A 13,201-nucleotide genomic window follows, 5' to 3' on the forward strand; every position below is an offset into this window, starting at 1 on the left:
AGGAAAAAAAGCGGTGAAGGGGTTTATGGATGATGGGAAACGTCAGAGATACGTTGAAAGAAGTAGCCGCTGCCATCCTGCCGGTCACTGCCGTAGTCGTCGTCCTGCAAATCATCTTTATCCGCTTGCCTTTAGAAGCAATGCTGCAATTCCTGATCGGCGCCGCTTTTGTCGGTATTGGTTTTTTCCTGTTTCTCCTCGGGGTCACAGCCGGCCTCTTGCCTGTCGGTGAGATGATCGGCAAACGATTGCCGAAAACCAAAAACATTTTTACCATTGTCGGCACTGGCTTTTTGCTGGGGTTGGTGGTGACGATTGCCGAACCAGATGTCCGCGTGCTGGCAAAACAGATTGACCAAGTTTCCGACGGAGAAATCGGATCAGGAATTTTGGTATTGTCTGTCGCACTCGGCCTGGCTTTATTCGTCGCACTTGCCATGGTCCGGACCATTTTCAGCATTCCAATCCATATTCTGCTGATTGGCGGATATCTCCTGGTTTTCGCTTTGTCGTTTTTCGTACCCCATGACTATGTCGCCATCTCTTTCGACGCCGGGGGTGTCACTACCGGCCCGATGGCGGTACCGTTCATCCTTGCCCTTGGCGTCGGCGTAGCGTCCGTCCTGCGCTCTGGCTCATCAGCAGCGAGCGAAGGATTTGGCTTAATCGGCTTGGCGTCAATCGGACCGATTCTTGCGATCATGCTATTGGGGGTGTTATTCCAGTGAACCTTCATGTGTTCGAAGGGTTCGGGGACATCCTCATTGAAGTGAGCTACGCCCTGATCCCATTAATCCTCTTTTTTATCGCCTTCCAATTCTTCATGCTCAAACTGGATAAACAGCGGGTCCATCAAATCGTCCTGGGCTTTATCCTCACCTTTTTCGGACTTGCCTTTTTTTTGCAAGGCGTTCATATCGGCTTTTTCCCTGTTGGCCACATGATGGGGCAAGCGCTGGGCTCTGAAGAAAATACGTGGCTTCTCATGCCAATTGGTTTTGTGCTCGGTTTCGTGGCCACGTTTGCTGAGCCCGCTGTCAGCATTATGAACAGTGAAGTCGACAAAGTGACCGGCGGCTATATTTCAGAAAAAGTTATGCTTTACACAGTGTCCACTGGAGTGGGAATTTCAGTAGCGTTATCAATGTTCCGCATCCTTTACGGCATTTCACTTTGGTATTTCCTCATTCCTGGATATATAATTGCTTTAATCCTCGTATTTTTTTCCAATAAAACATTTATTGCCATCGCTTTTGATTGCGGCGGTGTCGCTACCGGACCCATGACGGTTACATTCATCTCAGCGATGGCGGTCGGAGCGGCTTCTGTAATTGAAGGCAGGCATCCGCTGACAGATGGTTTCGGCCTAATCGCGTTAGTGGCGTTGACGCCCATTATCGCAGTATTAATAGTCGGACTGATTTTCACAAGAAAAGGTGGCGATGCAAACGATGAACCTGAATCATAGACTGATGATTGCAATCGTCAAACGCGGCTTTTCCCGCGCCGTCATTGCAGAAGCGAAAAAAGCCGGTGCAGAAGGAGCAACTGTCATGTACGGCGAAGGCATCGGACGCAATGAAAAGCCGACATTCCTAGGCCTACCCGCTACCCATGAAAAAGACATCATTTTTATCGCCATTGACGGGTCACTGGAAAAACCGGTTGCTGAAGCGGTTTCCCGCTGCGCAAAATTGGGCCACCCTGGGCAAGGACTCGGCTTCACGCTCCATTTAAACAAATTGATCGGCGTGCCGCATTTATCGGATCGCCTTTACTTCACCAAACCGCAGAAAGGGGAACGTTCCATGAAGCCTTTGAAGGATCAGTTTCAATTGATTGTCACCATCGTCAATAGCGGCGATTCCGAAAAAGTGGTCGCTGCCGCTGCTGAAGCCGGTGCCGAGGGGGGCACCATCCTTACCGGCCGCGGCACTGGTGTAAACGAACAGACAAAGTTCATGAGTTTCACAATCGATCCTGAAAAAGATATTGTTTTTACATTGGTGCCGGAAAGTTTCGCCAATGCTGTTGTTAACCGCATCGAAAAAGCCATCGACCTTTACTCTCCAGGACAAGGCATCGCTTTTTTGATAGATGTCGAAGAAGTTTTCGGCGTCAACCATTCTTCATTAAGCAGAATGGAATGAAACTTGCTGCGATGATCTTATAAATAACTTAAAAAACCGGAATCTATGGGATTCTGGTTTTTTAGTTGCGCAAATTCAGTCCTTCATTTACATAATTGTTTGAAATGGCAGAGAAGAGCATTTCCCAAAAGTCTAAGAGACATATGTTTGTATTATTAACACCAGAATTATTAGTTTATTTATTCCAGATAGACAAAAAGGCTGGAATATGAAAAACTTGAAGGATAACGTTCTTTAGAAAGCAGGGTTTGGAATGAGTGTCGTATTAAAAGAAAAAGGGAGATGGGATCCTTTGAAGGTATTTGCAAAAGTAGCTGCCGCCTATTTGGTCTCAAAGATGTCTACCCGTAAAGAAAAAAGAAAGATTGCATTGATCGGCGGCAATCTTGGTGAAAAATATGAAGACAACGCCGCCGTTTTCCATAAATACGTAGTGACCAACCACGCGGACAAAGTGATGGCTTATTGGATGTATGATCCCAAGACAACTTATGCCCTCGACGGCAAAGTTGAAAATGCGGTACCTCTTGGAAGCTTCCGCAATTACGTCTTGTTTTTCCAAGCGGAATACACATTCCATGGGCACTCATTGCTTTATGACATCGTGCCGTCAGCGGATAAATTCCTTTTCCTCAACCGCAAAACCATCATCACGCACGTCAGCCACGGCATTGAAGGCTTCAAAAAAATATTGATTCAAAAAGAAGATATTCCACTGTTGAGCCGCACAAATTATTTTAATTGCGCGTCAAAGTATGAAAAAGAACTAAAACGGAAAGAGTGGAAAATCCCGGAAGAAAAACTGATTGTCACCGGCTTTCCGCGATTTGACCGTTACGAAATACATGAGCCCGCCAAAGAGATGAAAAATATCCTCATGATGATGACTTGGCGCGAATGGCTCTTCGATCTAACGGAAGAAGAATTCCTGGAAAGCGCTTATTTCCGCAACACGATCGGGTTGATTCAGCATCCAGGAATCCGTGAATTGATCAGTCAAAACGGTTTGCACATGCAGATTGCCTTGCATCCGTTCATGAAGAAGTTTGAAAAGCATTTCGTTGGGCTGGAAAATCCTGCCACTGGCATTGAATTTCTTGACGCCAATCACCACCCAATCGAGAAAGCGATTGAGGACAATGATATGCTGATCACTGATATCTCGAGCGTGTCGTGGGACTTTTTGTATTTAAATAAGCCCATCATTTTCAATATGTTCGACCGGGACGAATACATCGCTAAGCGCGGCAGTTATTTGGACCTGGAAAAAGATTTGTACGGCTACAAAGCTGATTCCATCAACGAAGTTTATACGTCATTGAAACGGATTGTTGAAGAAAACATCACCACTAATGAGTGGTATTCACAGGCACACCAATACATCGATTATTTCGATCATCAAAATTGCCTGCGCCTCGCTGAACGCGTGCTGGAAGTTTAAAGTATATGCACTTAAAATAGAAAGTCCCTTCGCTTCGCGCGAAGGGACTTTCTATTTTTGCAGTTAAATTCTGGCGGCCGTGCGGCGCTTAGTGCCGGTTAAAACTGAAACAATGCATGATAAGCGCCCGCTAATACGTGTTAATTTTTTCGTAAGCCAAGTTGATTTTGAAAAGCTGCAGGTTAACGGGCGGAGCATTCTCATCCTCCTTATAAATCGAGTTCCAATTCAACGGGACAATGATCCGAACCAAGAACATTGGTATGGATTCTGGCCCCAGCCAATTTCGGCGCCAGGCTTTCTGACGTGATGAAATAGTCGATGCGCCACCCGATGTTGCGCGGCCGGCAATTGGTCCGGTATGACCACCATGTGTAGCTGCCGGGCTTTTCGGGGTAGAAAAAGCGGAATGTATCCACAAATCCGCTCGCCAAAAATTCGCTCATCTTGCCGCGTTCTGCCGGCGTAAAGCCGGAGTTTTTCAGGTTTGCTTTCGGGTTGCGCAAATCGATTTCCTCATGGGCGACATTGAGATCGCCGCACAGGATAACCGGCTTGACCTTATCCAAGTTTTTCACATACGACAAAATTGCATCTTCCCATTGCAAGCGGTAGTCGAGCCGCAGCAGGCCATGCTGCGAATTTGGCGTATAGACGTTGACCATGTAAAAATCCTCGAATTCCAGCGTGATGATGCGCCCTTCTGCATCATGCTCTTCGCTGCCAAGCCCATAAAATACGGAAAGCGGCTCTTTTTTCGTAAAAATGGCCGTTCCTGAATAGCCTTTTTTCAAAGCGTAATTCCAGTATGTATGGTATCCCGGCAGCTCCAGATCAATCTGCCCTTCCTGCAATTTGATTTCCTGCAGGCAGAAAATATCGGCATTTTCAGCGTTAAAAAACTCCATAAAGCCTTTTTTCATCACAGCGCGAAGGCCATTGACGTTCCAAGATATCAATTTCAAAATAAGCAGCTCCCATCTCTCCTCTTCAGTCTACTGAAATTGCCGTCGCTTCTCAATTACAGTGCTTTTTTGCCAATCCCAATAAAATTATGTAAAATTTCAGTGAATTTATTAGATAATGCATCATTTTTCATTTTCATCAAGTACAATGAAATTATCTATAGCTTAAGGGGATTTAGCCATGAAAAAGTTTACGAAAGAAGAAAAAAGCTGGGCGTTGTACGATTGGGGCAGTTCCGCTTACTCGATCATCATTACGACCGCTGTGTTTCCGCTTTATTACAAAGCGTCAGCGACAGAAGCAGGCGTCGATTTAGCTGACTCCACCGCTTATCTCGGCTATACAATTGCCATTTTCACGTTTATTTTGGCAATGATCGGCCCGATTCTTGGGACGATTGCCGATTACCAGGGATTGAAAAAGAAATTCTTTACCGCCTTTTTCTTGCTGGGCACTGTTTCCACCGCCGCATTGGCGTTTGTGCCAAGCGAAAACTGGCTTATGCTGTTAGCATGCTACACCTTTGCTGCGCTGGGTGCTACGGGTGCCAATGTATTCTACGATGCCTTTATCGTAGATGTAACAACCGCTAAGCGCATGAACAACGTCTCTGCATTCGGTTATGGATTGGGCTATATCGGCTCAACCATCCCATTCATCTTATCGATTGCCGTGATTCTGCTGGCTTCGAATGAAGTGATTCCGATTTCGACGACGACTGCCAGCCGGATTGCATTCCTGATTACGGCCGTCTGGTGGGCTGCTTTCTCTATACCGATGTTCAAACGGGTGCACCAGAATTATTACATCGAACGGGAACCGAAACCGATCCGGCAAAGCCTTAAGCGCCTCAGTAAAACAATTCGGGAAATCCGCCAATACCGTGCATTATTCCTTTTTCTTCTCGCATACTTCTTTTACATCGATGGCGTCGGGACAATCATCGCCTTATCGACTGCTTACGGCACAGACCTTGGCTTGTCGGCAACCAGCCTGTTGATTGTGTTATTTGTTACCCAAGCTGTAGCTGCGCCATTCGCCATCCTTTACGGCCGTTTGTCTGAACGCTTTACCGGCAAAAAGATGCTGTATGTCGGAATATGCGTTTACATCGTCGTCTGCATCTATGCCTTTTTCCTAGAGACCATCACCGACTTCTGGATTTTGGCGATGCTTGTGGCTACCAGCCAAGGTGGCATCCAAGCGCTCAGCCGCTCGTACTTCGCCAAATTGGTGCCAAAAGAGAATTCCAATGAATTTTTTGGCTTTTACAACATTTTCGGAAAATTCGCGGCAATCCTCGGACCGCTGCTGGTTGCTGTTACTTCGCAGGTTACCGGAAATTCCAGCATGGGCGTTTTCAGCCTGGTCATCCTATTCGTCATCGGGCTCGTTATCCTGTCACGTGTCCCTGAACCTGAAGAACACATTGCAGTAGATGAAGCCGCAATTGAATAAACAAAAATAAAGCGGTCCCGGAATATTCCGGGACCGCTTTATTATGATCTGACTTATTTATCAGTTGTGTTTTTCGGCGTGATTGTTGCCGCGCCGGTGCTCGTCTTTTTGATTTCGGAATCTCCGAATTCAACGACTTCGATTCCGCCTTTTTCTTTATCGGCTTCTTTATCAGCTTTTTTGATTTCTTTTTCAACTTGTTTTTCAGCTTTTTCGTGCTCTTTCACTGCTTTTTCTTCAGCCTTGTCTTCGGCTTTCAATTCTTTTTGAACTTCTTTCTCCTGCTTTTTCAGTTCTTTTTCTTCTTTCTTTTCTTCACGCTTCGTTTTAAGCTCATCGACTTTGCCTTTTGTTTTATCAGTGACACCTGCTGCTTTTTCTTTCACAGTGCCGACTTTTTCTTTAACCTGCTCGACAGTGCCGCTCAATTTTTCTTTAGATCCAGCAGTTTTCTCTTTCAAGGTTTCTTGCATTTCCTTGCCGCTCTTCGGTGTCAATAGGAGTCCAGCCGCTGCTCCGACAATCGCACCAGTTACAGCGCCTTTCAGGAATCCACTGCCCGTGATGCCGCCTTCATCGGATGGTTCAGGAGCAGGGAGTTTTCCGCTGCGTACAAGGCGTTCTTCGACCTCTTCAACGATTTCGTACAATGTGCGCCCTTTAGCTTCAACTAAAGGAACGTTCATATGAAAGTCTGCTAAATCTTCTAAATCTCTTACAACGACACAGTCATAATCCACCGCATCTGTTTTATCTTTTAACATTTCCGCATTATATCCTTTTTTCTCAAGTGCATCTTTAACTGAAACAAACGGTTCTTCTACTGCAACTTTTACCATTTCTTTTCCACTCCCTTTTCCTTAATTGTGTATACTTGTTTATTTCCCCTCATTCCCCGCAAGATAAACGCATACTTGAAAATGAAATATTTTTAATATACCGTAAATTTTAAAAAAAGGAGCAGCGCAGACTGCTAGAAAGTCAGTTTTAAAGGGCTGCAGTTTCTTTATTGCCAATTGCTGCAACCTTTATAATCCGGTTTCCGCTTTCGGTGTCAAAGAAATGGACATGCGACATATCGAACGCCAGACGGGCAGTATGCCCAGGTTCAATGGCAGTATCCGCCTCAACGCGCGCAATAAATTCTTGGCCTGCGTAGACGGCATAAATAATGGTTTCTGCACCAGTCAGTTCTGAAACCGTGATTGTGGCTTCAAATTCACTGACTGGCAAGTTCGATAGATCTTCACTATTGACATGAATGTATTCAGGACGGATGCCAAGCGTGATGTCTTTGCCTTCATAACCTTGATTTTTTAAGAACGCCAGCTGTTCGGGCAAAATATCCACTGCTTTTTCGCCAAGCCTGAACGTGCCATTTTCCATATGCCCTTCGAAAAAATTCATCGCCGGCGAACCGATAAAGCCGCCGACAAAACGGTTATCTGGAAAATCATAAACTTCTTTCGGGCTGCCGATCTGTTGAATGAGGCCGTCTTTCATAATTACGATCCGCGTTGCCATCGTCATGGCCTCGGTCTGGTCATGGGTCACGTAAATCGTTGTCGTTTTCAGCCGGTGGTGAAGTTTGGTGATTTCTGCACGCATCTGCACGCGAAGCTTGGCATCCAAATTGGACAACGGCTCATCCATCAAAAACACTTTCGCATCGCGGACAATTGCGCGCCCAAGCGCCACTCGCTGGCGCTGTCCACCAGACAACCCCTTCGGTTTGCGGTCTAGAAATTCTTCCAATCCTAAAATAGCCGCTGCGTCAGTGACGCGCTTGTGGATATCGTCCTTTTTCAACTTGCGCACCTTCAAGCCGAACGCTATGTTTTCATATACCGTCATATGCGGAAACAGTGCATAGTTCTGAAAGACCATCGCAATGTCCCGGTCTTTCGGCTGGACATCATTCATACGCTTGCCGTCTATGTAAAAGTCCCCTTGCGAGATTTCTTCTAGCCCTGCGATCATGCGAAGCGTTGTAGACTTCCCGCAGCCGGATGGGCCGACAAAAACGATGAATTCCTCATTCTGGATGTCCAAGTTGAAATCCGACACGGCAACGGCGCCGTTTTCATAAGTTTTCCCTAAGTTATGGATTTGTATTTCTGCCATCGTTTACCACCTCTTTTTTAATTTTGATTATATCACTTATCAGTATATTACGAAAAAAGAGGGCTGGATGTCTCATTTAAGCTTGTTCCGCTCAGTTTACGCGCGTTCAGCGCAATCAACGCAAAAAAGGCACCCTCTCAAGAGGATGCCTTCAATCTGCACTATTGTTAAATTGCAGCTGTTTTTTCTTTTTTGATTTGCTTGCTGCGCAATTGCCCGCAAGCTGCGTCGATGTCTGCGCCTTGTTCGTGGCGCACGCCGCAGTTGATGCCTTTTTTCTTCAAAGCGTCATAGAAAGCGCTGATCGCTTCGGGTGTGCTTTGCTGATACTGGTCATGTTCGCTGACCGAGTTGTACGGAATCAAGTTGACGTAGGATAGATGGCGCTTGTTTTCAAGCAGCTTCGCCAATTTATGCGCTTCTTCGACATGGTCGTTGACGTCGCGCAATAAAATATACTCAAATGTGATGCGGCGGTTGGATTTCTCCAAATAATAATCGATCGCATCCATCAATTTCTCGATCGGGTAGGCTTTGTTGATTTTCATAATGCGTGTGCGCAATTCGTTCGTCGGCGCATGGATGGAAATCGCCAAGTTGACTTGCAGGCCTTCGTCCGCGTAATCGTAGATTTTCGGTACAATGCCGCTTGTCGATACGGTAATGTGGCGAGCACCGATGGCAAGCCCTTTTTGTGAGTTGACGACTGTCAGGAAGTCCATTAAATTCGTGTAATTATCGAACGGTTCGCCGATCCCCATGACAACGATATGGCTGACGCGCTCTTCTTTTTGCTGAGCGTCAAAGTGAGCTTGCACTTGCATAATCTGCTCAACGATTTCGCCCGCGTTTAAATCGCGGCTCTTTTTCAACAGGCCGCTGGCACAGAAACTGCAGCCGATGTTGCAGCCGACTTGGGTGGTCACACATACAGAGTTGCCGTATTTAAAGCGCATCAAAACCGTTTCGATCAAGTTGCCGTCCTGCAGACGGAAAAGGAATTTAATCGTACCGTCAGCTGATTCCTGTTTCACCGCTTCTTCAAGCGTGCGGATCGCGAAATTATCTTCAAGCAAGCTAATGACGTCTTTGCTCAAATTGTTCATGTGAGCAAATTCAGTGACGCGTTTAATATACAACCAGTCCCATACCTGCTCAGCACGGTATTTCTTCTGGCCATTTTCTAGAAACCATTCTTTTAATTGATCTATCGTCAAACCATAAATGGAATTTTTCATTAGTAGTACCCTCATTTCGGAATTTCACAATTGCTTATTATAATACTAAATTTCCTGCTTGACAACAACTATTTTCGTTTATACTGAAAAATCTGTTTTTTTAGATGAATTAAACCCTCCATTTTAGGGTAATAATTTAGATATAACAGGAGGCGATTAGATGAGCAGCGAAATTACACATGTCGGGCTGGCAGTACCGGATTTGGATCATGCTATGCAATGGTATTGCAGTGTGTTGGGCTTTTACATATTGTCAGGACCGACCGAGTTTGATGCGGACGAGGCAAAGGTTGAAAACATCACGCAAAACCTGCAGGGACCGGAAATCAAAAAAATGCGCAATGTCCATTTAATGTCGATGGGCGGCGTTGGCATCGAATTGTTCGAGTTCCAGGAAGCGGACATCGATGAAGGGCCGCCGACTGCGCACCGTGGTTTTTTCCATATATGCCTGATTGTCGATAATGTGGTCGAAGCGATTGAACGCATCGTCCAGCAAGGCGGCAAACAGCGCAGCCGGATCCATCAGATGAACGAAGATAAAAATCATTACCTTGTTTATACAGAAGACCCTTTCGGCAACATTTTGGAACTCTCCAGCCGCAGCACCTCTGAAATGTACTGCATTAGATAATACAAAGAAGCCAGCCATTCCCAATGGGGATGGCTGGCTTCTGTTAAGTTTATCAGACTAATTGTTCTTTCTGGAGAAGCATTGAACCGTGCTGCGCCAGGTTCGCATGCCACGAAAACGCTTTTTCCAATATATGAGGTGTTTGGCCGCCGCGCGTCAATGCTTCTTCGTAATAGGCACGCATCTGGTTTTTATACATCGGATGCACACAGTTTTCAATAATCACTTCAACCCGTTCGCGCGGCGCAAGGCCGCGAAGGTCCGCATACCCTTGTTCAGTGACTACGACGTCGACATCGTGCTCCGTATGATCTGTGTGGGTAACAAACGGCACGACGCTTGAAATTTTGCCATCTTTGGCAATCGATTTTGTCACAAAAATAGCGAGGCGGGCATTGCGGGCAAAGTCGCCGGAGCCGCCGATGCCGTTCATCATTTTTGTACCGGAAACGTGCGTGGAGTTGACATTGCCGTAAATATCGAACTCAAGTGCAGTATTGATGGAAATCAGCCCCAAGCGGCGAATGATTTCCGGATGGTTTGAAATTTCCTGCGGCCGCAAAATGATTTTGTCGCGGTACTGCTCGAAATGAGCATACACGTGCTCCATCCGCTCCTGAGACAATGTAATGGAAGAACTGGAAGCGAAATCGACTTTGCCAGCATCCATCAAATCGAATACCGCGTCCTGCAGCACTTCTGAGTATAATTGCAAATCATGGAATTCCGAATCGATCAATCCGTGCAGGACCGCATTCGCTACCGAACCGATTCCTGACTGCAGAGGCGCCAGTTTAGGCGTCAGCCTGTTTGCCCGAACTTCCGAGCGCAGAAAGTCCAGCAAGTGATTGGCCATGATTTCCGTTTCTGCATCGGAAGGAACGATGGTAGAAGGAGAATCTTTCTGATGTGTGAAGACAATGCCCCGGACTTTTTCAAGGTCCACCGGAATGCCGATTGTGCCAATGCGGTCATCCGCTTTCGTCAACGGAATCGGCAGGCGCTCCCCTTGTTTCCCCGTGTCGTAAATATCGTGGATTCCTTCGAATAATTCCGGTTGAGCTGTATTGATTTCGACGATTACATTTTTTGCGTGCTTCACGAAAATGGCAGAGTTGCCGACGGAAGTTGACGGGATGATCATGCCGTCTTCCGTAATCGAAAGCGCTTCTATAACAGCGAAATCAATCGGCTCGATGACTCCTGCTTTGATCCATTCGGCGGTATGGGACAAATGATGGTCCGTAAACAGCATATCGCCTTCATTGATTTTTTTCCGCATCGCCGGGTCCGCCTGGAAAGGCAGGCGTTTCGCCACAATCCCGGCTTCTGCAAACAATTTATCGATATCGGAGCCTAGAGAAGCCCCGGTAAAAACATTCACTTTAAAATGTTCAGTTTCAGCGCGCTTAAGCAGTGCAAAAGGAATCGCTTTTGCGTCCCCTGCCCGTGTGAATCCGCTTAGCCCGAGCGTCATTCCATCTTGAATCCAAGAAGCTGCGACATCTGCATCTATAATCCGTTCCTGTAATTGAATGGCTTTAATTCGCTGAATGTGTTGTTCCATCTTCGTCACCTTTCGTCGCCAGAATGTGTTCCTTGCCTACTTTCAATTATAAAGGATGGCAGCCCCATTCTATAAAACTCCGTCTTGTTCACGCCATGTTTTTCTTACTCCCTTCACACTCCTGTAACAAATCCCGTATTATTTCCTCCGGTTTCAAGCAGTTTGTTTGAGCTTGTGCAAAAGAAGACTGAACAACTCCGAATCCTGAAGCTACATGAGGAATCCCCTCTATATGCTTTTTTATTGACAAGATGTGGAAGCGCCTCTAGTATTAAAAAGTTGAACAAATAAACTTCATTGTACTTTATACAAGAAACGAGGCATTTCATGACTACAGACCAGCGCAAAAAAATATATATCTTGATGATTAATATGTTCATCGCCATTGCGAGCTTCGGAATCGTTATCCCAATCCTTCCTTCATACCTCGAATCCATCAATCAAGGCGGCATGGCAGCAGGCTTGATGATCGCCATTTTCGCAGGAGCTCAGTTCCTATTTTCGCCGATTGCCGGCAAATGGGCGGATCAGTACGGCCGCAGGCAAATGATCATCTACGGGCTTTTGGGCCTTACCATTTCCATGTTCGTCTTTTACCTGTCGAACGGCATCTGGGTCTTGTACCTGTCGCGCGTCATCGGCGGCATCGGAGCAGCGATGCTCATTCCGGCAATCTTCGCTTATATAGCGGACATAACTACACTCGATCAGCGCGCGAAAGGCACGAGCCTGGTATCTGCAGCGATGTCACTCGGCATCGTCGTGGGTCCTGGCATCGGCGGTTTCTTGGCAGATTTCAGCTTGAAATTGCCGTTCCTTGTGTCAGCATTGGTATCGCTTGCCGCTGTATTGTTCTCAGTCGCACTGTTGAAAGAACAGGATGCAATCGATGCGGATCCTGCCACCACAATGGACATGACGCAGAACGAGGCGATGCTGACGAAAATTTTCCGTTCCGTCAGCATGCCGTATTTCATTCCGCTTGTCATCACGCTCGTCATGAGCTTCGGGCTGCTGGCTTTTGAATCGGTCATCGGCCTGTATCTCGACAACCAGTTTAATTCGACCGCTAAGGACATTGCCTTTATGATCACGGCGACAGGCGTTGTCAGTGTGATTGTCCAATTGTTCATCGTTGACCGCATCGTCCGCCGTTTCGGCGAAGCCGTTATTCTTATCGCTTTCCTAGGCGTTGCCGCCGCCGGTTTTGTGATGGCGCTGTTCGCCGGAAGCTACGCGATGTTCTTCGTAGTAACGCTGATCATCTTCCTTGCGACGTCAATTTTGCGCCCGGTCCTCAATACGCTGATTTCCAAAATGGCTGAAGGTGAAGTCGGTTTTGCAATGGGCATGAACAATGCGTATATGAGCGTCGGAAACGTACTTGGGCCGCTTCTTGCAGGCGCTTTGTATGATATCGACATCTCGTATCCGTTTGTCTTAGGCCTCGTGATGCTCATGATCACTTGGACCATCACAGTCGCATGGCATCGCGGCCGCACCGCCAAAACACGCACCGCACACTGAAATTGCCAACCCCCTGCATCTTTTGCAAAAGATGCAGGGGGTTTTTATTGCCGATAAACGATATTGCAAAGGCTCTGGGCTTTACGGCGTCCGGAA

12 protein-coding genes are annotated in these 13,201 nt (G+C 46.6%); 7 read left to right on the forward strand and 5 right to left on the reverse strand.

What is annotated here, in order from left to right; translation table 11 throughout:
- Window positions 1-32 precede the first annotated feature (32 nt).
- The 4 genes from AC4EHB_RS09095 to AC4EHB_RS09110 all read left to right on the forward strand — a co-directional run bounded on the left by AC4EHB_RS09095 (window position 33) and on the right by AC4EHB_RS09110 (window position 3,591).
- A complete protein-coding gene (locus AC4EHB_RS09095; protein WP_490975249.1) occupies window positions 33-728 on the forward strand; it encodes a DUF1538 domain-containing protein in 696 nt (231 codons plus the stop codon).
- Window positions 725-1,468 carry a DUF1538 domain-containing protein gene (locus tag AC4EHB_RS09100; RefSeq protein WP_490975250.1) on the forward strand — a complete coding sequence of 248 codons (744 nt, stop codon included), beginning with the start codon at window positions 725-727 and terminating at the stop codon, window positions 1,466-1,468. The genes AC4EHB_RS09095 and AC4EHB_RS09100 overlap by 4 nt, the downstream gene beginning before the upstream one ends.
- Window positions 1,452-2,150 carry a P-II family nitrogen regulator gene (locus tag AC4EHB_RS09105; protein ID WP_490981237.1) on the forward strand — a complete coding sequence of 233 codons (699 nt, stop codon included), beginning with the start codon at window positions 1,452-1,454 and terminating at the stop codon, window positions 2,148-2,150. Before AC4EHB_RS09100 ends, AC4EHB_RS09105 begins: the two co-directional genes overlap by 17 nt.
- A 253-nt stretch (window positions 2,151-2,403) precedes the next feature.
- Window positions 2,404-3,591, forward strand: a complete 1,188-nt coding sequence (locus AC4EHB_RS09110; protein WP_490981238.1) for a CDP-glycerol glycerophosphotransferase family protein — start codon at window positions 2,404-2,406, stop codon at window positions 3,589-3,591.
- Between the two features lie 209 nt (window positions 3,592-3,800).
- Here AC4EHB_RS09110 and AC4EHB_RS09115 read toward each other — a convergent pair whose 3' ends face one another.
- The gene (locus AC4EHB_RS09115) at window positions 3,801-4,556 is read right to left on the reverse strand and encodes an exodeoxyribonuclease III (protein ID WP_490981239.1); all 756 of its coding nucleotides are present in this window, start codon (window positions 4,554-4,556) and stop codon (window positions 3,801-3,803) included.
- Between the two features lie 181 nt (window positions 4,557-4,737).
- Here AC4EHB_RS09115 and AC4EHB_RS09120 point away from each other — a divergent pair, with 181 nt between their 5' ends.
- Complete coding sequence (locus tag AC4EHB_RS09120; RefSeq protein WP_490975254.1) at window positions 4,738-6,015, forward strand: MFS transporter; 1,278 nt, start codon at window positions 4,738-4,740, stop codon at window positions 6,013-6,015.
- A gap of 53 nt (window positions 6,016-6,068) precedes the next feature.
- Here the strand turns inward: AC4EHB_RS09120 and AC4EHB_RS09125 are convergent, their stop codons facing one another.
- The 3 genes from AC4EHB_RS09125 to rlmN form a co-directional block, all read right to left on the reverse strand.
- The gene (locus AC4EHB_RS09125) at window positions 6,069-6,854 is read right to left on the reverse strand and encodes a YkuS family protein (RefSeq protein ID WP_490975255.1); all 786 of its coding nucleotides are present in this window, start codon (window positions 6,852-6,854) and stop codon (window positions 6,069-6,071) included.
- Between the two features lie 148 nt (window positions 6,855-7,002).
- A complete protein-coding gene (locus AC4EHB_RS09130) occupies window positions 7,003-8,139 on the reverse strand; it encodes an ABC transporter ATP-binding protein (RefSeq protein ID WP_490981240.1) in 1,137 nt (378 codons plus the stop codon).
- Between the two features lie 167 nt (window positions 8,140-8,306).
- Window positions 8,307-9,377, reverse strand: coding sequence for a dual-specificity RNA methyltransferase RlmN (gene rlmN, locus AC4EHB_RS09135; RefSeq protein WP_490975257.1), 1,071 nt, complete (start codon window positions 9,375-9,377; stop codon window positions 8,307-8,309).
- Window positions 9,378-9,537: 160 nt separating this feature from the next.
- On the opposite strand from rlmN, the gene AC4EHB_RS09140 reads away from it, so the two are divergent.
- The gene (locus AC4EHB_RS09140; protein WP_490981241.1) at window positions 9,538-10,011 is read left to right on the forward strand and encodes a VOC family protein; all 474 of its coding nucleotides are present in this window, start codon (window positions 9,538-9,540) and stop codon (window positions 10,009-10,011) included.
- 52 nt (window positions 10,012-10,063) lie between these two features.
- On the opposite strand, the gene scpC is transcribed toward AC4EHB_RS09140, so the two are convergent.
- Window positions 10,064-11,578 (reverse strand): succinyl-CoA:acetate CoA-transferase ScpC, encoded by a 1,515-nt coding sequence (gene scpC / locus AC4EHB_RS09145; RefSeq protein ID WP_490975259.1) that lies wholly within the window; start codon window positions 11,576-11,578, stop codon window positions 10,064-10,066.
- Window positions 11,579-11,905: 327 nt separating this feature from the next.
- On the opposite strand from scpC, the gene AC4EHB_RS09150 reads away from it, so the two are divergent.
- Window positions 11,906-13,105, forward strand: coding sequence for an MFS transporter (locus tag AC4EHB_RS09150; RefSeq protein ID WP_490975260.1), 1,200 nt, complete (start codon window positions 11,906-11,908; stop codon window positions 13,103-13,105).
- The last annotated feature ends 96 nt before the right edge of the window (window positions 13,106-13,201 follow it).

The organism is Planococcus sp. TJ-302 (assembly GCF_058268455.1).